20 protein-coding genes are annotated in these 23,277 nt (G+C 71.4%); 8 read left to right on the top strand and 12 right to left on the bottom strand.

The features are described 5' to 3' along the window. Positions 1-9: 9 nt before the first annotated feature. The 4 genes from SLINC_RS28385 to SLINC_RS28370 all read left to right on the top strand — a co-directional run bounded on the left by SLINC_RS28385 (position 10) and on the right by SLINC_RS28370 (position 4,215). Positions 10-1,068: an iron-siderophore ABC transporter substrate-binding protein gene (locus SLINC_RS28385; protein WP_067445796.1), complete on the top strand. Its 1,059-nt coding sequence runs from the start codon at positions 10-12 to the stop codon at positions 1,066-1,068. A gap of 11 nt (positions 1,069-1,079) precedes the next feature. Further along, positions 1,080-2,066, top strand: coding sequence for a FecCD family ABC transporter permease (locus SLINC_RS28380; RefSeq protein ID WP_067438532.1), 987 nt, complete (start codon positions 1,080-1,082; stop codon positions 2,064-2,066). Positions 2,067-2,353: 287 nt separating this feature from the next. Beyond that, positions 2,354-3,280, top strand: coding sequence for a FecCD family ABC transporter permease (locus SLINC_RS28375; protein WP_375141498.1), 927 nt, complete (start codon positions 2,354-2,356; stop codon positions 3,278-3,280). Between the two features lie 71 nt (positions 3,281-3,351). Continuing rightward, a complete protein-coding gene (locus SLINC_RS28370) occupies positions 3,352-4,215 on the top strand; it encodes an LLM class flavin-dependent oxidoreductase (protein ID WP_067438529.1) in 864 nt (287 codons plus the stop codon). Positions 4,216-4,265: 50 nt separating this feature from the next. On the opposite strand, the gene SLINC_RS28365 is transcribed toward SLINC_RS28370, so the two are convergent. Continuing rightward, positions 4,266-5,306, bottom strand: coding sequence for an NAD(P)-dependent alcohol dehydrogenase (locus tag SLINC_RS28365; protein WP_067438526.1), 1,041 nt, complete (start codon positions 5,304-5,306; stop codon positions 4,266-4,268). 168 nt (positions 5,307-5,474) lie between these two features. Between SLINC_RS28365 and SLINC_RS28360 the strand changes: the two genes are divergently transcribed. After that, a complete protein-coding gene (locus SLINC_RS28360; RefSeq protein WP_067438523.1) occupies positions 5,475-6,410 on the top strand; it encodes a helix-turn-helix domain-containing protein in 936 nt (311 codons plus the stop codon). On the opposite strand, the gene SLINC_RS28355 is transcribed toward SLINC_RS28360, so the two are convergent. The 6 genes from SLINC_RS28355 to SLINC_RS46300 all read right to left on the bottom strand — a co-directional run bounded on the left by SLINC_RS28355 (position 6,401) and on the right by SLINC_RS46300 (position 15,009). Continuing rightward, positions 6,401-7,171, bottom strand: coding sequence for a globin domain-containing protein (locus tag SLINC_RS28355; RefSeq protein ID WP_067438521.1), 771 nt, complete (start codon positions 7,169-7,171; stop codon positions 6,401-6,403). The two genes, SLINC_RS28360 and SLINC_RS28355, sit on opposite strands and share 10 nt — an antisense overlap. A 92-nt stretch (positions 7,172-7,263) precedes the next feature. Beyond that, complete coding sequence (locus SLINC_RS28350) at positions 7,264-10,563, bottom strand: S8 family peptidase (RefSeq protein WP_067438518.1); 3,300 nt, start codon at positions 10,561-10,563, stop codon at positions 7,264-7,266. Between the two features lie 193 nt (positions 10,564-10,756). Then, positions 10,757-11,440, bottom strand: coding sequence for an ABC transporter ATP-binding protein (locus SLINC_RS28345; protein WP_067438515.1), 684 nt, complete (start codon positions 11,438-11,440; stop codon positions 10,757-10,759). Positions 11,441-11,600: 160 nt separating this feature from the next. Further along, positions 11,601-13,052, bottom strand: coding sequence for an ABC transporter permease (locus SLINC_RS28340; RefSeq protein WP_067438513.1), 1,452 nt, complete (start codon positions 13,050-13,052; stop codon positions 11,601-11,603). 141 nt (positions 13,053-13,193) lie between these two features. Continuing rightward, positions 13,194-14,444, bottom strand: a complete 1,251-nt coding sequence (locus SLINC_RS28335; RefSeq protein WP_067445792.1) for a L,D-transpeptidase — start codon at positions 14,442-14,444, stop codon at positions 13,194-13,196. Positions 14,445-14,664: 220 nt separating this feature from the next. Next, the gene (locus SLINC_RS46300) at positions 14,665-15,009 is read right to left on the bottom strand and encodes a hypothetical protein (RefSeq protein ID WP_225988340.1); all 345 of its coding nucleotides are present in this window, start codon (positions 15,007-15,009) and stop codon (positions 14,665-14,667) included. A 109-nt stretch (positions 15,010-15,118) separates the two neighbouring features. Between SLINC_RS46300 and SLINC_RS28325 the strand changes: the two genes are divergently transcribed. Beyond that, positions 15,119-15,433, top strand: a complete 315-nt coding sequence (locus SLINC_RS28325; protein ID WP_225988339.1) for an LPXTG cell wall anchor domain-containing protein — start codon at positions 15,119-15,121, stop codon at positions 15,431-15,433. Between the two features lie 42 nt (positions 15,434-15,475). Beyond that, complete coding sequence (locus SLINC_RS28320; protein ID WP_067438505.1) at positions 15,476-16,276, top strand: hypothetical protein; 801 nt, start codon at positions 15,476-15,478, stop codon at positions 16,274-16,276. A gap of 70 nt (positions 16,277-16,346) precedes the next feature. On the opposite strand, the gene hutH is transcribed toward SLINC_RS28320, so the two are convergent. The 3 genes from hutH to SLINC_RS28305 form a co-directional block, all read right to left on the bottom strand. Then, the gene (gene hutH, locus SLINC_RS28315; protein WP_067438502.1) at positions 16,347-17,885 is read right to left on the bottom strand and encodes a histidine ammonia-lyase; all 1,539 of its coding nucleotides are present in this window, start codon (positions 17,883-17,885) and stop codon (positions 16,347-16,349) included. A 103-nt stretch (positions 17,886-17,988) separates the two neighbouring features. After that, complete coding sequence (locus tag SLINC_RS28310) at positions 17,989-19,146, bottom strand: GGDEF domain-containing protein (RefSeq protein ID WP_067438500.1); 1,158 nt, start codon at positions 19,144-19,146, stop codon at positions 17,989-17,991. Between the two features lie 127 nt (positions 19,147-19,273). Then, positions 19,274-20,077, bottom strand: a complete 804-nt coding sequence (locus SLINC_RS28305; protein WP_067438498.1) for an enoyl-CoA hydratase/isomerase family protein — start codon at positions 20,075-20,077, stop codon at positions 19,274-19,276. A gap of 256 nt (positions 20,078-20,333) precedes the next feature. Here SLINC_RS28305 and SLINC_RS28300 point away from each other — a divergent pair, with 256 nt between their 5' ends. Further along, complete coding sequence (locus SLINC_RS28300) at positions 20,334-21,008, top strand: hypothetical protein (RefSeq protein ID WP_225988338.1); 675 nt, start codon at positions 20,334-20,336, stop codon at positions 21,006-21,008. 26 nt (positions 21,009-21,034) lie between these two features. Here the strand turns inward: SLINC_RS28300 and SLINC_RS28295 are convergent, their stop codons facing one another. Then, positions 21,035-22,165 carry an adenylate/guanylate cyclase domain-containing protein gene (locus SLINC_RS28295; protein ID WP_067438494.1) on the bottom strand — a complete coding sequence of 377 codons (1,131 nt, stop codon included), beginning with the start codon at positions 22,163-22,165 and terminating at the stop codon, positions 21,035-21,037. A 179-nt stretch (positions 22,166-22,344) separates the two neighbouring features. Continuing rightward, positions 22,345-23,208, bottom strand: coding sequence for a biotin--[acetyl-CoA-carboxylase] ligase (locus SLINC_RS28290; protein WP_067438491.1), 864 nt, complete (start codon positions 23,206-23,208; stop codon positions 22,345-22,347). Between the last annotated feature and the right edge of the window lie 69 nt (positions 23,209-23,277).

The raw sequence follows: 23,277 nt of genomic DNA, 5'->3' as shown, positions 1-23,277 counted from the left end.
GGAGAAGTCGTGCGCGCAGCAGCAGTCAAGGCCGTTCTGGCCGCCACCGTCGTCGGAGGGCTGCTCGCCGGCTGCTCGTCCGCCTCGGACGGCGGGACCGGCACCGGCACCGGGAAGGCGGCCGGCGAACGCAACCCGGTGATGAACTCCTCCGAGGGGCCTTCCGCGGCGCCGAGCGCGCTCGCCGACGGCATGGGTGCCGACACGGACACCGACGGGTCCTTCCCCCGGACCGTCACCCACTTCAAGGGCACGACCACCCTCAAGGCCGAGCCGAAGAAGATCGCCGTGCTCAGCACCGGCCAGCTCGACGACCTGCTGACGCTGGGTGTCGTGCCGACGGCCACCACCCGCGCCGCCAACGCCGGGCTCGTGCCCGACTACCTCGCCGACGCCTTCCCCAAGGACAAGGCGAAGCTCGCCGCCATGACCGACGCGGGCACCCGGCAGGCGCCCAACCTGGAGTCCCTCGCCGCCGCGAAGCCGGACCTGATCCTCGCCAACGACTCGCTCGGCGACCTCTACCCCAAGCTGTCGAAGATCGCGCCCACCGTGATCACGGCGGGCAACGGCATCAACTGGAAGCGCGACCTCCTCCTCGTCGGCGAGGCCGTCGGCAAGGGACAGGCGGCGCGGCGGCTCCTCGACGGCATCGTCCGGGACGCGCGGGAGCAGGGGAAGGCGCTCGACGGCGACCCGACCGTCTCGATGATCCGCTTCACCCCCGACCGCACCCGGATGTTCGGCGTCTCCTCCTTCACCGGGTCGATCGCCGTCGACATGGGGCTGTCGCGGCCCGAGTCCCAGCGGTTCACCGCCATCTCCGAGGACATCGGCGCGGAGAGCATCGACACCGCCGACGGGGACTGGATCTTCTACTCCGTCCAGGGCGACGCTTCCAAGACGGATGCCGGGAGCGTGGTGGCCGGGCCGCTGTGGAAGTCGATGAAGGCCGTGACGGCCGGGCACGCCGTGAAGGTCGACGACGACCCCTGGTACCTCAACGCCGGGCCGAGCGCCGCCCGTCTGGTGATCTCGGAGCTCGCCGAGAACATCGGCGAGAAGTAGGCACCCCGCGCGTGATACGTCGTCTCGCCTGGCCGGCGGCCGTCCTCGCGGTGGCCGCCGCCGGTGTGCTCAGCCTCGCGGTCGGCACGCGCGCGGTACCGCTGTCGGCGGTCGCCGACGCGCTGCTGCACGGTGGCGGTTCGCCCGACGCGCTCGTCGTCCGCTCGCTCAGGCTGCCCCGGACCGAGGTCGGCCTGACCGCGGGGGCCGCGCTCGGCCTCGCCGGGGCCGCGCTCCAGGCCGTCACCCGCAATCCGCTCGCCGACCCCGGCATCCTCGGGCTGAGCCAGGGCGCGGCGGCGGGCGTGGTGATCGCCATCTCCTTCGGGCTCGCGCACGGCTTCTCCGGGTACGTCTGGTACGCCTTCGCCGGTGCCGTCGTCGCCGCGTGCCTGGTGTACGCCGTCGCCGCACGCGGCCGGGGCGGGGCGTCGCCGGTGAAGCTGGCGCTGGCGGGGACGGCGCTGTCCGCGATGACCGCCGGGGGCACGACCGTCGTCCTCACCTCCAGTTCCGCCACGCTCGACCAGTTCCGGTTCTGGCAGGTGGGGGCGTTGAGCGGGCGGGACGCGGGGACCGTCGTACGGATGCTGCCGTTTCTCGCCGTCGGGGCCGTGCTGGTGCTGGCCTGTGCGCGGGGGCTGGACGCGCTGGCCCTCGGTGACGACACGGCCCGGGCCCTGGGGCACCGGGTCCCATGGGTGCGGGGCGCGGCGGCCCTGGGCGCGGCCCTGCTGACCGCGGCCGCGGTGGCCGCGGCGGGGCCGATCGCCTTCGTGGGCCTCGCGGTACCGCATCTCGCCCGGCGGCTGGTCGCTGGTGGATATCGGGCTGTGCTTCCGTTGTCCGCCTTGCTCGGGGCCGCGCTGTTGATGGGCGCGGATGTGGCCGGGCGGGTGGTGCGGCCTCCTGCGGAGGTGCCGGCCGGGGTGATGACCGCGTTGGTGGGGGTGCCGGTGCTGGTCGTGCTTGTACGGCGTCGGGGGGCCGTGTCATGAGAGGTGCTCGGCGTTTGCGGCGGCCGGGGGTTGGGGCGCTCACCCGCGCTGGCGGGGCGCCGCCTCTCTGTGGGACGGGTGCCGCTCCAGCGGCACGACTGCCCGCAGCTGAGGCGGCGGAACCGGCAGGCGACGGCGACCGGTCCAACCTCAGGGGCGCGGGGAACTGCGCGACCAGCCCCCACTCGGCCGCACTCGTACTGAGACCTTCCGCCGGCACCTCCCTCGTCCTTCACCGCCGCTCCGCCCTCGTCGCGACCGCACTCCTCCTCCTGCTCGCCGCCACCATGGCCGCCTCCGCCAGCCTCGGTCAGACCTACGTCGACCCCGCCACCGTCTGGCACACCCTGCGCACCGGAGGCGGCCCGTACGACCTCGTCGTGGGCGAACTGCGGGTCCCCCGGATCGTGCTGGGCGCCCTCGTGGGTGCCGCCCTCGGACTCTCCGGGGCGCTCGTGCAGACCGTCACCCGCAACCCACTGGCCAGCCCGGACGTGATCGGCGTAGGACATGGGGCGGCCGCCGCGACCGTGCTCGCACTCGCCACCGGCGCCGCGGCCTCGCCCGGGGCCATGCCCGCCGTCTCCGTCGCCGGCGGGCTCACCGCGGCCGCGCTGGTCTACGTACTGGCGTGGCGGCACGGCATGCAGCCGAGCCGTTTCGTGCTCACCGGGGTCGGGATCGGGGTCGCGCTGTCGGCGATCGTGCAGCTGTATCTCACGGACAGCGAGCTGGAGGCGGCCGAGCAGGTCAAGCTGTGGCTGACGGGCAGCCTGAACGGGCGCGGCTGGGAGCAGGCGGGGCCGCTGGCCGTCGTCCTGCTGCTGTGTCTGCCCGCGCTGGTGTGGGCGAGCCGGGCGATGCGGCCGCTCGGCCTGGACCCGGAGACGGCGGCGGCGCTCGGGGTGCGGGTGGACCGGACCAGGCTCGGGCTGACCGTCCTCGGCGTGGTGCTCGCCGCGACGGCGACCGGTGCGGCGGGCCCGATCGGGTTCGTCGCGCTGACCGCGCCCCAGCTGGCCCGCCGTGTCACCCGAACGCCCCAACTCCCGCTGCTGTGCTCGGCGTTGACGGGATCGGTCGTCCTGGTCGCCGCCGACCTCGTGGCCCGCACGCTGCTGCCCCCGCTGGAGATCCCGGTCGGCGCGCTGACCTCCCTGGTCGGCGGACCGTATCTGCTGTGGCTGCTGGGACGGCGCACGGCGGTCCGCTGAGGGCCGGCGGATGATCGGCACTGTCGGCGAAACCGGTTGCCGCTTCGTGGTCGGCTGCGCATCCTGCTGGGATGCGCTTCTCCGTCAACATCCCGAACTTCGGCGACTTCGCCGACCCCCGTAACGTCGCGACCGTCGCGGCCGCCGCGGAACAGGCCGGTTGGGACGGGCTCTTCGTGTGGGACCACGTACTGCATCGACAGCACCAGGGGCGTCCCTTCGGAGACCCCTGGATGCTGTTGACCGCGGCCGCGCTGGCCACCTCACGGATCCGACTGGGCACCCTGCTGACGCCGGTCCCCCGGTACCTTCCGCAGCAACTGGCCCGCCAGGTGGCCACGCTGGACCACCTCAGCGGCGGCCGGGTGACCTTCGCCGCCGGCCTGGGCGGTCCGGTCGAGGACGAGTACCGCAGCTTCGGCGACGCCGCGGAGCCACGCCTGCTCGGAGAGCGGCTGGACGAGGGACTGGAGCTGCTGACCCGCTTCTGGTCCGGCGATCCGGTGAACCACCACGGCCGGCACTACGAGGTCCGGGACGTGGCGCTGCTGCCCGCCACCGTGCAGCGGCCCGGTCCGCCGGTGTGGATCGGCGGGTTCTGGCCCCGTCGCGCGCCCATGCGGCGGGCAGCGCGGTGGGACGGCGCGGTGCCGCTCTTCGAGACGGCCCGGCACGGTCACGTACCGGACGTGGCGGAGGTACGCGAGATGGTCGGCTACGTGCGCGAGCACCGTACGGCCGGGGCCGAGCGCCCCTTCGAGTTCGTGCTCGGTGGTGCCACGCCCCCGGACGCGGCGAAGGCCAGGGATGTGATCGGTCCCCTGCACGACGCCGGTGCCACCTGGTGGGACGAGCGGCAGGTCCAGACCGGCCCCGACCTGGACCGCCTCACTCCGGTGCTGCGCCGCGTCGAGGCAGGGCCGCCGGTGCTCTGAGCAGCCCTCCGGAGGACCGGAGGGCTGTCAGGTGTGATGTGCGGGTCGGATCAGATCGTCGCCGTGTCGATCACGAACCGGTACCGCACGTCACTCTTGACCACGCGCTCGTACGCCTCGTTGATCTCGGACGCGGCGATCACCTCGATCTCGGAGCCGATGCCGTGCGCGGCGCAGAAGTCGAGCATCTCCTGGGTCTCGGCGATGCCGCCGATCATCGAGCCGGCGAGGGTCTTGTTGCCGCCGATGAGGGAGAACAGGTTGAGGGCGACGGGCTCCTCGGGGGCGCCCACGTTGACCAGGGCACCGTCGGTCTTGAGCAGGCCGAGGTAGGCGCCGATGTCGAGCGGCGCGGAGACCGTGGAGACGATGAGGTCGAAGGAACCGGCGAGCTCCTCGAACGTCTTCGGGTCGCTGGTCGCGTAGTAGTGGTCGGCGCCCAGCTTCAGGCCGTCGTCCTTCTTGCGCAGCGACTGGGACAGCACGGTCACCTCGGCACCGAGGGCGTGCGCGATCTTGACGCCCATGTGGCCGAGACCGCCCAGGCCGATCACGGCGACCTTCTTGCCGGGGCCCGCGCCCCACCGCTTGAGCGGGGAGTACGTGGTGATGCCGGCGCACAGGAGCGGGGCCGCCTCGTCGAGGGCCAGGCCCTCGGGGATGCGGACCACGAAGTTCTCGTCGACGACGACCTTCTCGGAGTAGCCGCCGTAGGTGGGCTCGCCGTCCTTGCCGATGGCGTTGTAGGTGCCGACCGAGCCGTTCAGGCAGAACTGCTCACGACCGGCCTCGCAGTTCTCGCACTTCCGGCAGGAGTCGACGAGACAGCCGACGCCCACCCGGTCGCCGACCTTGTACTTGGTGACACCGGGGCCGACCTCGGAGACGACGCCCGCGATCTCGTGGCCCGGGACCATCGGGAAGATCGCCTCGCCCCAGCCCTCCTGGGCCTGGTGGATGTCGGAGTGGCAGATGCCCGCGAACTTGATGTCGATCAGCACGTCGTGCTCGCGGACGGCACGGCGCTCGATGGTGGTGCGCTCCAGCGGAGCCTTGGCGGCGGGTGCGGCGTACGCAGCGACAGTGGTCATGCTGTGGTTCTCCTAGAGGTTGCGCGCCCGGCTGCCTTCCGGCCGGGCACGACCTCCAGCCTGCCGCACGGTCCGACATTCGCCCAGGTCACGGCTTTGCGTACGTCCACTGGTCCTACTACTGGCGGGGTCAGGCTGATGAGCGTACGACCGGGAATACTGGAAGGCATGGACGAACACCCCGAATCCGCACCCGAGCCCGCCGCCGGCTCCCTGGACCGGCGTGCCGAGCTCAGCGAGTTCCTGCGCACCCGACGGGCCCGGCTCAGGCCCGAGGACGTCGGGCTGCCCGACTTCGGACGGCACCGGCGGGTACCGGGGCTGCGCCGCGAGGAGCTGGCGCAGCTGGCCGGGGTGTCCGTGGCGTACTACACACGCCTGGAGCAGGGCAACGGGCGGAACGTCTCGGCGGAGGTGCTGGACTCCATCGCCCGCGCGCTGCGGCTGAGCGACGCCGAGCACGCCCATCTCACGCACCTGGCGAAGCCGAAGCAGCACAAGAAGAAGCAGGCGGCGCGGACCGAGCAGGTGCGCGGGGCGGTGCGGCAGCTGCTGGACTCCATCGAGGTCCCGGCGTACGTCTCGGGGCGCCGGTCGGACATCCTCGCGTGGAACCGGATGGCCGCGGCGCTCTTCGGCGACTGGGCGGAGCTGCCCGCGCAGGAGCGGAACTGGGCCCGGCTGATCTTCCTGAGGCCCGAGTACCGGGATCTGTTCCATCCGTGGGAGCAGAAGGCCACCGACGTCGTCGCCTATCTGCGCATGGACGCCGGCTGCCACCCCGACGATCCCCGGCTGTCCGCCCTCGTCGGGGAACTCTCCGTGCGCAGCGAGGAGTTCAGGCGCCTGTGGGCCACCCATGACGTCAAGGAGAAGAGCTACGGCGTCAAGCACGTGCACCACCCCCTGGTCGGCGACCTGGCCCTGCACTTCGAGGCCTTCCCCCTCTCCGACGGCACCGACCAGGTCCTCATGACCTACCACGCGGAACCGGGCTCCCCGTCGGCCGAGGCGCTGCGGCTCCTGGGCAGCTGGGGCGCCGACGCGACCAGGGCGGGCAGCGGGTCGCAGGACCACAAGCCGGTCCCGCCGCGTCAGCCCTGATACGGCGGCGCCGACCCCCAGGTCCACTTCGGCACCGGCTGCTCCGCAGGGGGCTTGGCGTCCGGGCCGGAGAAGTACACGGCCAGGCGGGTGCCCCACTCGACGTAGGCGAGGAACGCGGACCGGAACTCCGCGTCGGCCGGCAGTCCGGCCTCGTCCGCCGCGTCCTGGATCAGGTTCACCCAGCGGCGGCGCTGGGGTTCGGTGATGCCGCGGCCCATGTGCTTGGCCACCATGTGGCCGTGGCCGCCCTGCGTCTCGGAGTAGGCCGCAGGGCCGCCGAAGACCTCGGCGAGCCAGAGGGCGACGTGTTCGGCGTGGTCGGGGGCGAGGCCGGCGAAGACCGGGGCCAGCAGGTCGTCGGCGCGGACCTTGTCGTAGAAGACGGACGTGAGGCGGGCGAAGGCCTCGGCGCCGCCCGCCCAGTCGTAGAGGGTGGGGACGGCGGAGCCGGTGCCGCGGACGGTCGTCGGCTTGTAGTGGCGCATCTCCTGGATGGAGGGGATGTACGGGCGGATCTCGGCGAGGAAGTCGGGGAAGAGGTCCGACTTGCGGAAGCCCTCCATGTGGTCCTCGGTCGAGGTCCAGGTGATGCGCAGGACGTAGTGCTCGAAGTCCTCCTCACAGCGGGCGAGTTCGAAGTCGACGCACTGCGGTGCCGCCGCCAGCAGGGCCGATGCGCGGGTGTAGGCGGACAGGAACTCCGCCGAGCGGTCTTCCGGGATGCGGTAGCGGATGTACTCGACGGTCTCTGTGGTCATGCGCCCACGGAAACACGGAAGGCCTGCCGGAGGCTGTACCTCCGGCAGGCCTTTCGCTCACGGCCTACTCGGCGTCGTACGGCGTGGTGGGACTACTTGCCGTAGTACGCGTTGTAGATCGAGATCGTCGACTTGTTGCCCTTCTTGTCGGCGATCTTGGCGTGGAAGGAGATGGCCTTGCCGGCCGCCGGGTTCTTCGCGGTGATCTTGCCGTTCTTGACCTCGACCTTCTTCCAGGTCTGGCCGTAGTCGTAGGACACGTACACGGACAGGGACTTCAGGTTGGAGCCCTTGGCCGCGCCCGCGACGGTGAGCGGGATCGTCTGCGTCCTACCGGCCTCGACCCTGCTGTCCAGCGCGGTCTTGGCGTTGAAGCGGACCATGGAGGCGGGCAGCATGGCGGGGTCCGAACCGGACGGCTTCTTCGAGCGGAAGGTCCAGCTCGCGTCGATCCGCGTGGAGGCGGCCGCGACCTTGACGCTCCGCTTGACCGAGGTGGTCAGCCGGTACTCGGCGTCACCGGACGGGACCTTGAAGATCCCCCCGCCGAACAGCGGGTCGGTGTTGGTGCCGACCTTGGTGCCGTTGCGGTACAGCGAGGTGGCCACCGACGTGAAGTCGGAGGAGCCGGCGTGGCCCATCCCGTCGGCGAACAGCGGCACGATGCCGTAGATCTCGTTGCCCGCGCGGAAGAGCCCGTAGTCGGCGTTCAGGTGCGGGCCGAAGACCGCGGTGTTGAAGGTCTTCGAGTACTTCTTGCCCGCCTTGAAGGTCTGCGGGCCGCCCAGGGTGTAGACCGCGTCGACGATCGGCTGACCGCCCGCGTCCTTGCCCGCGTACTGCTCCAGGTCGAAGGTCCACTTGATCTTGTCGGCCGTCGAGACGTGCACGGTGCGCGTACCGGGCAGCTTCTGCTCCACCGGCAGACCGATCACCGAGTCCGCCCCGAACTCGCCCCAGGAGACGAGCCCGCCGGTCTTGCCGGGGGCGGAGGCACCGAGGTTGTTCTTCACCGTGGCGAGCTCGCTCGCCTTGAAGGCGCGGGCCTTGTCGCCCTGGATCTTCTTGACCTTGGCGGTGGTGGCCACGTCGTACTCGGTGTTCGCGCCCTTGGTCCACTGGCCGCTCCAGGTCTGCGTCAGACCGGTGACCTCCGAACCCATGGGCGCCATGCGCAGGTTGGCCCAGGTGTCGGCGACGAAGCGGATGCCGATCTCTCCCGGCTCGTAGAAGTAGGTGCTCATCGCGCCGGTCTGCTTGGCCTGCGCGTCGGGCACCGTGATCTTCGCCGACTTGGTCTTGCGGGCGTCCACCGTCAACGAGACGTCCTTGGTGACGGAGAGCTTCGGCTGGACCAGCCAGTCGAGTCCGCCCTTCAGGTTCACGAAGTCCTTCGCGATCCAGGCGTCCAGCAGGTAGGTGCCCTTGGGCACCCGCATGGTCGTGGTGCCGGAGGCCGTCGGCGGAACCTCGTAGGCCCGGCCGTTGCCCAGTCCGGAGTAGCCGAAGAGGACGGTGATGTGGTCGTCCGTCGGCTGACCGTCGCGGCCGATGTGCTTGACCTTGACGTCGTACGACTGGACCTCACGGTCGACCGCCGCGGCCGTACGGACGCTCTGGCCTCCGCCGGTCGCCGTCACGTACGCCGAGTACGCGCCGTCGAGCGTGCCGCCCAGCTTGGTGTTGACGGTGACGTCCACGGACGCCTTGCCGCCGTTCGCCGGGACGGTCACCTTGGTCGCGCCGAGCTTGAAGAAGCCCGCGGGAGCGGCCGCGCCCTTGGGGTTGGTGGCGGTCGCCGACAGGGTGAGCGTGACGTCCTTCGTACCGAGGTTGCGGTACGTCAGCGCCTTGGTGACCGGCTTGTCGTCGGTGTGCGGCCACTGCTGCGTGCCGAAGCTCACCGACACCGGGTCGGCGATCACGGTCTGCTTGATGGCCTTGTCGACCTGGATACGGCCCGAACCCTGCTGGAACGGCGTGTACTTGCCGCCCTTGGTGGACGCCGCCAGGGCGCCCTTGAGCTCGGTGTACGTCCACTCGGGGTGCTGCTGCTTGAGGATCGCGGCGGCACCGGCCACATGCGGGGTCGCCATCGACGTACCGGAGATCGACAGGTAGCCGGCCGGCTTCTCGCCGACCTCCTGCTCGATCAGGCTGCCCTTGGCGGACGCGGCCGTGATGTCCACGCCCGGCGCGGTGACGTCCGGCTTGATCGCGCCGTCGCCGAACCGCGGACCGGTCGAGGAGAAGGGGGCGAGCTTGTCCTTGTCGTCGACCGCGCCGACGGTGAGCGCGGCGTCCGCGCTGCCCGGCGAACCGACCGACTCGGGGCCGGAGTTGCCCGCCGCGATCGCGAAGAGGACCCCCTTCTCGGCGGACAGCTTGTTGACCGCCGCCTCCAGCGGGTCGATCTCCGGGGTGTCGGAGCCACCGAGGCTCATGTTGATGACGTCGGCGCCCTGCGCGGCCGCCCACTCCATGCCCGCGAGGATGCCGGAGTCGTCACCGGCACCGGTGTCGTCGAGAACCTTGCCGTTGAGGACCGAGGCGCCGGGCGCCACGCCCTTGTACTTGCCGCCGGACTTCGCACCGGTGCCCGCCGCGATCGACGCGACGTGCGTGCCGTGGCCCACCTTGTCGGTGGCGTCGGCGGCCGTGCTGAAGTTCTTGGACTCGGTCACCTGGCCCTTGAGGTCCGGGTGGGTGGCGTCGACACCGGTGTCGAGTACGGCGATCTTGACGCCCTTGCCGTCGTAGCCGGCCGCCCACGCCTTGGGGGCGCCGATCTGCGGTACCGACTTGTCGAGGGTGGCCTTGCGGACACCGTCGAGCCAGACGTGCGCGACACCGGAGGCCGTCCTGCCGCCGTTGGTGACCGCGTCCCACAGTTCGGGCGCGTCCTTGTGCGGGGTCTGCACCGCGTCGGCGTTCAGGCTCGTCAGGGTGCGGCGCAAGGTGCCCGCGTCCCGGACCTCGGCCTTGGTGGCGGTGGCCGCGCCCTGGTAGCCGACGATGACCTTCAGGCCGTTCTTCTGGGCCTTGCGGGTCGTCGACTTGTTCAGCTCGGTGATGTCGAAGAGCCGCTGGTCGAGCCTGCCGGTCGAGACCAGCCGGGCCGCGTCGGCCGGGATCACGAGCGTGTGCCCGCCGGCCTTGCGGATCTGAACGGGTATGTGCCCGCGCCCCTCCGCCCGCTGCAGGCCGACGACCTGGCCCTTGGCGTCGACGGTCACGCGGTCGCCCGTGATCAGGGTGATGCTGTGGTGGGACGCGAACGCGGAGGTTCCGGTCGCGCGCTGCTCGGGCTTCGCCGATGCCGGGCTGGTCATGCCCGCGGCGAGTGCGACGGCGGCCGCCGTGGCGACCGAAGCCGCGCCCACTCTTTTCATTTGTCTGCGCAAGTTTCCCCCTTGCAGGTGTGCCGGGCGAATTCCCCGATTCGCCCGGGCGGGGGGGAATCTCGTACGCGTGAACGCGTACGCCCCCCGTAACTCGCAGTATGCCGGGGGGCGTTGAGGCTCCTCAATACACAGGTGCCTGACAGGAAGGTCTGTTACACGATCGCCGGGAAACTCGCCGAAACTACGGTGCGGTGTTCTCCTTGACGGTGATCTTCCCCTTGCGGATGGTCGCCACCCGCGGGGCCTTCTTCGCGATCGCCGAGTCGTGGGTGACCATGATGAAGGTCAGCCCGAGCTCCTTCCACATACGTTCGAGCACGTCCATGATCTCGTCGCGCATCGACTCGTCGAGATTGCCGGTGGGCTCGTCGGCGAGCAGTACCTTGGGCTGCTTGACCAGGGCTCTGGCGATCGCGACGCGTTGCTGCTGCCCGCCGGACATCTCGGACGGCAGGTGTGCCAGGCGCTCTCCCAGACCGACCGACCTCAGCGCCTCGGCCGCACGGTCGCGGCGGTCCCTGGGCTTTGCGCCCAGCGGTACGAGCGCGGTTTCGACGTTCTCCTGTGCGGTGAGGGTCGGGATCAGATTGAAGCTCTGGAAGACGAAGCCGATGTTTTCACTGCGGACGTCGGTCAGTCTGCTTTCGGAAAGCCTGGCCAAATCCGTTCCGTCCAGTACGACTTCTCCCTCCGTCGGCTTGTCCAGTCCGCCGAGCATCTGGAGCAGCGTTGATTTTCCGCCACCGGTGGGGCCTTGAATGACCAGACGGTCACCGTCGGAGATGGTGAGATCGACTCCGTCGAGGGCGTGGACGGTTTCCTTGCCGCGGGTGTAGCGCTTGGTGACGTTTCTCAGTTCGTACATGGGGTGCTCCTGGGTGGTGGGGGTCGTTGTCAGGCTGCGGGCCGGTGGGGGCTGGTCGCGCCCGCGCGGCGGAGCCGCACATCGGCACAGCCCCGCGCCCCTTGGGTGGGTGCGGTCGTCCTCGGCTCCAGCTGCGCCCACCCAGCCACAGCCGACGGGACTACTCGACGCGCCGTAGCGCATCCGCCGGCCGCAGCCGGGACGCGCGCCAGCCGCCGAAGGCGCCGGCGATCAGGCCGCCCGCCACGGCCAGGCCCACCGCGATCGCGACCGTCGTCACGCTCACCGGTGCCGTGAGGGCGACGTCGAGGGTCTTGGTGGCCGTCCGGCGGCCGAAGCCACCGCCTCCACCGGGACCGCCACCCGCGCCACCACCGCCGCCGCCCAACTGCGCCTGAAGCGTGGGGCTGACGGCCGTCACCGCATACGCCCCCGCGAGACCGAGAGCGATGCCGAGCGCACCCCCCAACAGCCCGTTCACCATGGCCTCGCCGACGACCTGGCGGGTCACCCGCCCCGACTTCCACCCCAGGGCCTTGAGCGTGCCGAACTCCCGGACCCGCCGGGACACCGCGGAGGAGGTCAGCAGCCCGGCGACCAGGAAGGCGGCGATCAGCACGGCGATCGACAGCCACTTGCCGACGTTGGTCGCGAGGGAGGACGCCGTGGAGAGGGACCCGGACACCGTGTCCGCGAGGTCCGCGGAGGTCGTCACGGTCGTGTCCGAGACGTTCTTCTGGATCGCGGACTTGACGCTGTCGATCTTCTGGGAGTCGGACGCCCGGACGTAGATCGTGGTGACCTTGTCCTTGGAGTCGCTGAGGGTCTGGGCCTGCTTGAGCGGGATGTAGAGGTTGGCGGCGGAGTCGCCGCTGTCGGCGGTGGCGATGCCGACGACCTCGTACTTGACGCTCTTGATGGTGACGGTGGAGCCGACCTTGAGCTTCTTCTCCTTGGCGTAGGCGGAGTCGACGACGGCGACCTTCGCGTCGGTCTCGGCCGGCTTGAAGGTACGGCCGCTGGTGATCTTGGAGGAGGTCAGCGGGCCGAGGGCCGGCTTGGTGACGTCCGTGCCGTAGACGGAGTAGTTGTTGACGTCGAAGTCGGCGCCGCCGCCCCGCACTTCGCCCTGCGGCTGCCCGGTGCCGCCCCCCTGGCGGCCGGCTCCGTCGCCGCCCCCTTCGTTCTGCTGGAACTGTCCGCGGGTGAACTCCCCGCTGACCTTGATGACCTGGAGGCTCAGCCCGCCGACCGCGTCCGCGACCCCGCTCTGCTCGTCGACCTCGGCGACGGTCGAGGCGGAGAGGGTCTGGAAGCCCTGCACCATGACGCGGTCACTGCTCTGCTCCCCCTCGGTGCCGCTCTCCCGTGCGTCGAACTGGAAGCGCGGGCGCTCGGAGGAGTCCGCCCGCGGCTGGGCCGCCTTGGTGACGGTCATGTCGGTGCCCAGGCCGTACAGCGACTGGAGGACCCTGTCCTGGGCCTTGCCCATGCCGGAGGACACGGAGGTGACCACGATGACCAGCGCGATACCCAGCGCGAGTCCGGAGGCGACGACGAGGGCCGCTTTTCTGCGGCGGCGCAGCTCGCGCCTCAGGTAGGTGAAGAACATGGCCGGAGGCTAGGGACGGCGCGTGATGACTGGATAAGGCCGGGATAAGAGACGGATGAGAAGGCTGTGGCCGGGTCCGGAAACACCGATGCCGCCCCTGGGGGCGGCATCGGAGGACGGTGAACCGTGAACGGGCCTGGGTCAGAGGGCCGAGCCGGCCTTCCAGTCCGCCCAGCTCAGGTTCCAGCCGTTGAGGCCGTTGTCCGGGGCGACCGTCTTGTCGCCGGTGTTCTGGACGACCACGACGTCACCGAGGATCGAGTTGTTGTAGAACCAGTAGCCCGCCGTGCCCTTGTCGTTGGCACCCTTGGTGTCGGACAGGCCCACGCAGCCGTGGCTGGTGTTCACGCTGCCGAAGATGGACTTCGCGCCCCAGTAGTTGCCGTGCACGAAGGTGCCGGAGTTGGTGAGGCGGATGGCGTGCGGCACGTCCTTGATGTCGTACTCGCCCTTGCCGTCGTCGTCGGTGAAGCCCACGGTCGCGCCGTTCATGCGCGTCTCCTTGAACTTCTCCGACATCACCATGATGCCCTCGTACGTCTTGTTCTCCGGCGAGCCGGCGGAGATCGGGATGGTCTTGATCGTCTCGCCGTTGTGCGTGATCTTCATCTGCTTGGACTTCGCGTCGACGTACGAGACCTGGTTGCGGCCGATCTTGAAGGTGACCGTCTTCTGCTGGACGCCGTAGACGCCCTCGGCACCCTCGACGCCGTCGAGCGCGAGCTTCAGGGTGACGGTGGAGTTCTCCGTCCAGTACTTGTCGGGACGGCAGTCCATGCGGTTGGCGTTGAACCAGTGGCAGACGACTTCCTGGCCGCTGGTCGTGGAGACGGTGATGCCCTTCTGGACGGCCGCCTTGTTGGTGATCGCCTTGTCGAAGTTGATCGAGACCGGCATGCCGACGCCGACGGTGGTGCCGTCGTCCGGCGTGAACGTGCCGATGAAGCTGTTGGACGGGGAGACCGTGGTGAAGGAGGCGTTCTCGTGGGCCACGCGGCCCTCGGAGTCCTTCGCCTCCGCCGTCAGCTTGTAGGTGGTCGACCGCTCCAGCTGGGCGCTGGGCTTCCAGCTCAGCTTGTCCGCGGATATCTGGCCGCTGACCTCGGTGCCCGCGGACGTCGTCATCGTGACGTCGGTGAGCGTGCCCTTCTTCACCGTGACGGCGGCGGAGTTGTTGATGGAGGCGTTGTCGGAGCCGTCCTTGGGCGTGATCGTGATCTGGGCCTCGGAGCTCTTCTTGGCCGCCGCCTCGTCGACCTTCGACTGGGAGCTGTCCTTGCCGCCGTCGCCGGAGGCGTCGTCGCCGCCACCCGAACACGCGGAGAGCACCAGCACCCCGCCGAGCAGAGCGGACGCGACCGTCAGGCCCCTGCGCCGCTTACCGACCGTCATCACACGCTTCTCCATCGCTGCCGATTCCCACAAACCCCGAGAGTCCCCGTCAATCAAACTTCAACGCTACGACCGGTTCGTCCCGTTCCACATTCCGCGAAGGTGTGGGGAACACCACGTCCGCTGTGACGCATGGTGTCGGTGTCGGTCAGTGCGCACCTTGAGACGACGAAACCCCGGGCGTCGGTTGCCGCCCGGGGTCACCGATTTCCCAGGACGCTCAGCCGACCGCCACCTCGTCGTCTTCCTCCAGGTCATCATCCTCGTCGAGGTCCCACTCCGACGAATCGGGGTCGTAGTCGATCTCCTCGCTGGACCAGGACGCCTGTGCGAGGTCCACCCCCGGCACCTCCCTGACCAGGTCGAACGGGTCGACGAGAGAGGCGAGGGCCTCCGCGGTGTCTTGCGTCACAGCGCCCTCGGCGTGCGCCCGCTCGTCGGCCGGCATGTCGATGTCGCCCGCGATCCGCGCCAGCGCGGCCCCGGTGACGGCTTTCACGTCCTCGATTTCGAGGACTACTTCCACTCGAAGGCGGACAAAACGTGATGTCTCTGGAGTGCTCATGCCCGGAGAGTACGACCCAACGCTCCCGTGACTTTCCCGTGACCCGCGCCTTTCACTAACATCGCCCCACACGGCCAATTCGCCAGCGCCACAAGGGGATCGATATTCCGTGTCATCCGCTCGTCGTTCGTTGCTGACCGCCACCGCCGCGGGGACCCTGTTGGGTGCCCTGTGGTTCGTCCCCTCCGCCAACGCGACGGGCGACCACCCGGCGAACACGGCGCCGGCTGCGGTCTCCACCACCCAGGCGCGGGTCTCGCCCGCGACCGCCACCCAGATCTCGTCGACCACCGGCGACGGCACCCAACTCGCCGACACCGGCAGCTTCGACACCACCCCGTACGTCATCGGCGGCACGATGTTCCTGACCCTCGGTGCCGGGTTCGTCGTCTACTCGGTGCGCCGGGAACGTCTCGGATTTTGAATTGGCTTGACGTTTTCTTGACAGCACCTTCATAGTCCGCTCATGAAGAGATCATCGAGGGCGCGCACAGGCGCCGCTGTGAGCGTGCTGGCGCTCGCCCTCATCACGGGGTGCGGCGGGGGATCGGACGACAAGGACGCGTCCGAAGGCTCGGACAAGGGCGCGGGCAAGGGTTCCTCCGCCTCGCCGGCCACGGCCGCCAAGGCGCTCGGCGCGGCCGAGTTGGAGAAGCTGCTGCTGGCGCAGGGCGACGTCAAGGGGTACAAGGTCGCCTCCGGTGACGACACCCTGCCGAAGTCGAAGAGCGACGTGAAGGCCGACAAGGCCGCGTGCGCGCCGCTGGCCTACGCGATGGCCGGTCTCGCGCCGGGCGAGACCGACGCGAGCGTGAGCAACACCGTCACCAAGGACCCGTCCTCGGACGCGGCGAGCAAGGCCCCCGAGGACCTCACCGAGGCGGACATCGAGAACGCCTTCAAGGTCGAGATGACCTTCGTGGGCCTCTCCTCGTACGAGGGCGACGGCGCCGCCAAGGCCGTCAAGGCCGTCTCCGACGGTGTCGCGGCCTGCTCCGGCGGGTTCGGCATCACCGCCCAGGGCGAGCAGCAGAAGCTCACCAAGGTCACCGCGGGCAAGGCCTCCGGCAAGGGTGACGAGTCCGTCGCGTTCTCCGTGAACTCCGACATGGACGGCACGGGTACGGCCACCTTCAACACCGAGGTGGTCCGCGTCGGCTCCACCGTCACGACGTACTACACGGTGGACTTCGCCTCGGTCGGCACCGGCAAGGCGGCCGCCGTGCCGACGGCCGTGATCGACGCCCAGCTGGCCAAGCTCAAGTAGCCCCACCCCTGACCGCCCGGGGCCCTGCCGTACGTACGGCAGGGCCCTTTCTCCTGTCCCCGCGGGGCGCCTACTGGAGCGGCCCGGTGACGCTCTCCGCCGCCGCGACCAGCCGTCCCTCGCGCACGAACGCGTCGGCGGCCGCGAGGTCGGGCGCCAGGAACCGGTCCGGCCCGGGGCCCTGGACTCCCGCCTTGCGTACGGCCTCGATGACGGCCCGGGTCGCCGGCGCCGGCGCCAGCCCCTCGCGCAGTTCGACGGCGCGCGTGGCGGCGTAGAGCTCGACAGCGACGACGCGGGTGAGGTGGTCGACGGCCGTGCGCAGCTTGCGGGCGGCGGACCAGCCCATGGAGACGTGGTCCTCCTGCATGGCGGAGGAGGGGATGGAGTCGGCGGACGCGGGCACCGCCAGCCGCTTCATCTCGCTGACCAGGGCGGCCTGCGTGTACTGGGCGATCATCAGCCCGGAGTCCACGCCCGGGTCGTCGGCCAGGAACGGCGGCAGGCCGTGGCTGCGGTTCTTGTCGAGCAGCCGGTCGGTGCGGCGCTCGGCGATGGAGGCGAGGTCGGCGGCGACGATGGCGAGGAAGTCCAGGACGTAGGCCACCGGGGCGCCGTGGAAGTTGCCGTTGGACTCCACGCGGCCGTCGGGCAGGACCACCGGGTTGTCGACCGCGGAGGCCAGCTCCCGCTCGGCGACCAGCCGCGCGTGGGCCAGGGTGTCCCGACCGGCGCCCGCGACCTGCGGGGCGCAGCGCACCGAGTAGGCGTCCTGGACGCGCGGCGCGTCGTCCTGGTGGTGGCCGGTGAGCTGCGAACCCTTCAGCACGGCCAGCATGTTGGCGGCGCTGGCGCCCTGCCCCGGGTGCGGGCGGATGGCGTGCAGCTCGGGGGCGAGGACCTTGTCGGTGCCGAGGAGCCCCTCCAGGGACAGGGCGGCGGTGATGTCGGCCGACTTGTAGAGGGTGTCGAGGTCGGCGAGGGCCATGAGCAGCATGCCGAGCATGCCGTCGGTGCCGTTGAGGAGGGCGAGTCCCTCCTTCTCGCGCAGTTCGACGGGGGCGATCCCGTGCTCGGCGAGGAGCTCACCGGCGGGCCGGACCACGCCGTCCGGTCCCTCGGCGTCGCCCTCCCCCATGAGGGTCAGGGCGCAGTGGGAGAGCGGGGCAAGGTCGCCGGAGCAGCCGAGTGAGCCGTACTCGTGAACGACCGGAGTGATCCCGGCGTTGAGGACGTCGGCCATGGTCTGCGCGACCTCGGGGCGGACACCGGTGTGTCCGGAGCAGACGGTTTTCAGCCGCAGGAACATCAGCGCGCGCACGACCTCGCGCTCGACCCGCGGCCCCATGCCGGCGGCGTGCGAGCGGACGATGTTGCGCTGCAACTGGGCCCGCAGCTCCTGGCTGATGTGCCGGGTCGCCAGGGCGCCGAAGCCGGTGCTCACGCCGTAGACCGGGTCGGGCTTGGCCGCCAGCTGGTCCACGATCGCGCGGGCCGCGGTCAGCGCCGCGACCGCCTCCCCGGACAGCTCGATCCGTGCTCCGCCGCGCGCCACGGCGAGCACGTCGGCCGCGGTCGCCCCGGACGTCCCCACCACCACAGTGTGCATATCCATATTCAGGAGCCTACGCAGTGAATTCCAAGATGTCACCAGTGGGGCCCGGGTTCGCCCCTTACCTCCGCGGACCCACCTCCGGCACCGGGCGCCTCCCCTACGACCGCCCCCGGAACCGCCGCCGCTCGCCGGCCGGCTCGGCCGCCGCTTCGGCGGACGGCTCGTCGGCCAGGCGTACGACGGGATCGTCGGGGCCCTCGCGGCCGGCGACGACCGGGCGGGTGGCACGCTCGGCCTTGGCGCGGTACTGGGCGGCGTCGGCGAGCCGGAAGAGCCGGCGGGCCGAGCGGACGGGCCCGATGGGGTCCTCGGTGGAGGCGACCCCGCAGGCGACCCCCTCCCCCAGCTCCAGCTCGTCCGCCCGGCGGCACAGTTCGTCGGCCGCCTTCACGACCTCGTCGGCGGGTGCCCCGACCGCGAGCAGGCAGAACTCGTCCCCGCCGAGGCGGGCCGCGAGCGCGCCCGGCACCATCGCCCCGCACAGCGACAGCACGGACCCGAAGCGTTCGAGGAGCCGGTCGCCGACGGCGTGCCCTCGGGTGTCGTTGACCCGCTTGAGCCCGTTGAGGTCACAGACGACGAGGCTGACCACCACTCCCTCCCGGCGATGCCGCTCCACGGCCTCGTCCAGCCGTATGTCCACGGCACGGCGATTGGCGAGACCGGTCAGCGCGTCGGTGAACGCCAGCCGCCGCACCTCCTCCAGCCGCTCGACCTGCGCGATACCGGCGGCGACGACGGAGGCCAGCACGGTGGCGAAGTCGGCGTCGCCACGGTCGAAGACGGGAGCGCCGACCGGCCGGGCCACATACAGCTCACCCCAGGCCCGCCCGTGCAGCACGATCGGGGCGACGACACAGCAGCCGCGCCCGCGCCTGCGCAGAGCGGCGACCCTCTGATGGACGTAACCGGGCCTGCGCCCGGCCGCCGGGCCCTCGGCGGTCTCCACCCAGGCGTTGGGCTCGCCGCCGCCCGCCCACCGCTCGTGCAGGAACTCGGTGATCTCCGCGAACTGGTGCACGGGATACGCCTCGGCCTCCGGGAACTCCTCCTCGTCCGCGGCCCGCTCCCCGATGTTCACCAGGACCCTGAGCCGGCCCAGCTCCCGTTCCCACACCGACAGCGCGGCGAAACTGCCCCCGAGGGCACGGCACGCCCCGGCCGCGGCGGCGCGCCACGTCTCCCGTGAGCTGTGGGCCGCCGCCATGCCCTGAGCCAGCGCGACCACGGCCGCCAGGCGCCTGTCCTCACCCATCACTCCAGGTTAGGGAGGTTCCATGACAAAGGGGATATTGGCGGGGTCGTGCGGGTGAGAGGGGCGTGCGGGTGAGAGGGGCGTGCGGGCGAGAGAACGCCACCACCCCCGAGCCACCGCCCCGGGCTCACTCCCCCGGCCACTCCGGCTTCCGCTTCTCGTTGAACGCGGCCACCCCCTCCGCGCGGTCCCCCGAGAACGCCACCGAGCGCCAGGCCGCGTCCTCGACCTCCAGGCCGGCGCGGAGGTCCAGACCGTGACCGAGACGCAGGGCCCGCTTGGCGGCGCGGAGGCCGACGGGCGAGTTGGCGGCGATACGGCCGGCCAGCGTCAACGCCTCCTCGCGGTCCCGGCCCTCGGCCACGAGCAGGTCCACGAGCCCCAGCTCCCGCGCCTCGGGGGCCTCCACGCGCCGCGCCGTGAAGATCAGCTCGGCCGCGCGGGCGGCGCCGACCCGGCGGGGCAGCAGCTGGGTACCGCCGCCGCCCGGGATCACCCCGACGGACACCTCGGGCAGCCCCACCACGGCCGTCCCGTCCGCCACGATCAGATCGCAGGCGAGGGCCAGCTCGAAGCCGCCGCCCAGGGCGAACCCGTGCACGGCCGCGATCGTCGGCACCGGCAGCTCCAGCACCCCGGTGTAGGCACCCCGGGCCACCGGCCGCTGCCGTACCAGATCGGCGTCGCTGAAGGAGTTGCGCTCCTTCAGGTCAGCCCCGACACAGAAGGCCCGCTCGTGCGTCGAGGTCACCACGACCACGCGGACGTCCTTGTCGTCGCCGAGCGCGGTGCAGGCGGCGGCGACGGAGCGGGCCATCTCCGTGGAGACGGCGTTCATGGCCTTGGGCCGGTCGAGGGCCAGCTCCGCGACGTGCCGCCCGTCCCCGTGCCGCCGCACCAGCACGAACTCCCCGAACCGCTCCTCGCTCATGACACCCTCCCGGGTCACCCTGTTAACGACGGTTAACGCCTTGTCGTTCCGATCATCGCAGTCCGGCCCCCGCAGGGGAAAGGGCAGGGGGAAAGAGCTGGGGGGAAAGAGCAGGCCGCCGACGGTTCCCCCTCCGGCTCCCGACACCCCGTTCGAGTGAACATCCCGCCCAACCCCCCTCGCACCGCCCACCACAGCGCATAACGTGCGTCCGCCACGGCACACAGGGGGGCGCGGGGCACTGGGGAGGAACGCGATGACGACGACGGACGCGCCGGCAAAGCCGCAGAGAGCCACCACACCGGCCACGGCGACACCGCCCGGTCAGCGGACCGCACCACCCGAGCCGCCCATCGCCGGGACCCGGCTCTTCACCCCGCGAGGCCGTCATCGCAGGCCACGCCCCCGCAAGGTGCTGCTCGTCGCCGGCGGCCTGGCCCTGGCGGCCGGCGCCCTGAGCCTCGTACGACTGACCCCGGACTCGGGGGTCGCCGGCCTCGGCACCGCGGAGGCCGAGCCCCGCCCGGACGACCCCGGCACCGCCACGGACCGCGCGACCAACGCGGCCGCCACCGTCACCGTCCCCAAGGTGAGCCCGTCGGCCACCGCGGCCCTGGGCGGCACGACCGCGACCCCGGTCCCGGGCGTGTCCCTCGCCCCCGCACCGGCCGCGACCGGCTCGCCCTCCGCCCCCTGGGCCGCCCCGACGACCATCCCCGAGGCCCCGAACACACCGGGCGCCCCGGCACCCACCGCGACCCCCCGCCCGCCGTCGGCCACGCAGCCGGGATCCCCCCAGCCGGCACCGAGCGCGCCCCCGAGCCACACCTCGCCGGCCCCCCAGCCGGAACAGCCCACCCAGCCGGACCGGCCCGGCATCTGCGTACCGGTCGTCGGCCTGTGCGTGGGCTCGCTCACGGATGGGGACTAGAAACGGCGAAGAGGGGCCGGCAGCGGCTACGGCTGTTGCGTGACCCGCCGTGTGAGCAGCCACGGCTCGACCACGCCGAGGCCGCGCACCGGCCGCTGCCACATCGGCTGGAGCGCGAAACGGTAGACCGGCGGCTCCTCGCCCTCCTTCTCGGCGGCCACCGCGGCCTCCGCCGCCTCCGCCTCGGAAGCGGGCGCCTCGGCGGTACGGATCAGCTCCTCGGCGAAGGCGCTGTCGACGAGGACGGCGTCCTTCGGGGCTATCGACGTCAACCGGGAGGCGAGGTTCACCGTCGTCCCGAAGACATCGCCCATGCGCGTGGTGACCGTGCCGAACGCGATACCGACCCGCAGCTCGGGCATCGTCTCGTCGTTCGCCATCGTCTCGATCAGCCGCAGCGCGATCTCCGCGGCCACACCCGCGTCGTCGGCCGCGTACAGCACCTCGTCGCCGAGCGTCTTGATGAGCCGTCCGCCGTGCGCGGCCACCAGGTCGGCGGCGGTGGTCTCGAAGGCCTCGACGAGCTCGCCGAGTTCCTCCTCCTCCATACGACGGGTCAGCCGGGTGAACCCGACGAGGTCGGCGAAGCCGACGGCGAGCCGCCGGTCGACCATCTCCTCGTCGTCGGCGGCCTGGACGACCCGGCCGGCCGAGGCGGCGAGCTGGCGCCGCCAGACGTAGACGAGGAACTCCTCCAGCTCCGGCAGGAGCAGCTCGATGATCGGGTACGTCACCTCGGTGCGGGTCATGCCCGGCTCCGGCGGCTCGGTCAGCCCCTCCAGGAAGGAGTCGATCTGCCACTCGGCCAGCCGGGCGGTGGTCTGCCCGGTCGACCGCGCCACCTGCACGGCCATCGCCTCGCTCAGCAGCCCCGCCTCGACGAGGCCGGCCAGGCGCCTGAGCGCCAGCACGTCCGCCTCGGTGAGCGCCTTGGCCTGCCCGATGTCGGCGAAGCCCATGGCCCGCCAGAACCGGGAGGCCAGTTCCATGGAGACACCCGCGCTCCGGGCCGCCTGAAAGGGGGTGTAGCGCCTCTCGGCGCCGAGGATGAGCTGTTCGAGGCGCAGGGCGAGCGGGTTGTCCTCGCCGGGAGCGGCGGCATCGGGATCCACCCGGCCGTCCGCGTCCGCGCCGGAGCCCGTGTCGTCGACGGTCACGCCTGCTGCCCTTCCGATCTGCCACGGTCAGGTATCGACCGGCCTTCACTTTACGGCAGGTGTGCGCCAGCTCACTCCGTTCGGTTGGGCCGGGGGATCGTGGGTGGCTTGTGATTCGGTCGGCTGCGGGTGCGTGGGGGCTTGTCGCGCAGTTCCCCGCGCCCCTGAGTCGGCATCCTTCACGCCGGGCGCAAGTGGATGATGTCTCCCGCTCCCACCGGCTCCTGCACGCCCGCCTCCGTGGCGATCACCAGGCGGCCGTCCCCATCCACCGCTACCGCTTCCCCCACGACCGAACGGTCCCCCGGGAGCTCGGCGCGGACGGTTCGGCCCAGGGTTGCGCAGCCCGCCGCATAGGTCTCCTGGAGGCCGCTCGCCACCGGGTCTCCCTCAGCGGTGCGCCAGCGGACGTACCAGTCCTCCAGGGAGCGGAGGACTCCGCGGAGCAGGGTGTCGCGGTCGGTGCTGATCGCGTCGGCGAGGGCGAGGGAGCCGGCCTGGGGGACGGGGAGTTCGTCCTCCCGGAGGGTGACGTTGATGCCCACGCCGATGACGACGCCGTCGGGACCGGCGCGTTCGGCGAGGATGCCGGCGGCCTTGCGTTCCTCGCCGGCGACGGTGACCAGGAGGTCGTTGGGCCATTTGAGTGCCGTGTCGACGCCGGCGGCGCGGGACAGGCCCGTGGCGACGGCGACGCCCGTGAGCAGGGGGAGCCAGCCCCAGCGGGTCACCGGCACCCCGGCCGGCCGGAGCAGGACGGAGAAGAAGAGGCCCGAGCGAGCCGGTGCCGTCCATTGGCGATCCAGGCGGCCGCGCCCCGCCGACTGCTCCTCGGCGACGAGGACCGCGCCCTCGGCCGCCTTGCCCTGCTCGGCCAGGGCCACCAGGTCGGCGTTGGTGGAGCCGGTGCGCTGCACGACCTCCAGGTCCGACCACAGGCCGCCCTCGCGGACCAGGGCGCGCCGCAGGGCGGTGGCGTTGAGGGGCGGGCGGTCGAGGTCCGACCACCGGCTGCTGTCTCCTGAGGCATCTCGCGGCGTCATGCAAGCCACCCTAGGTGTGGTAAACGCCGCACTGCTGATGCGGAGGCACCCCACTACGCTACGGATGAG

The organism is Streptomyces lincolnensis (assembly GCF_001685355.1).
Taxonomy (GTDB): domain Bacteria; phylum Actinomycetota; class Actinomycetes; order Streptomycetales; family Streptomycetaceae; genus Streptomyces; species Streptomyces lincolnensis.
Note: the sequence above shows the minus strand (reverse complement) of the source record. Positions and strands in the feature narration are given on the sequence as shown.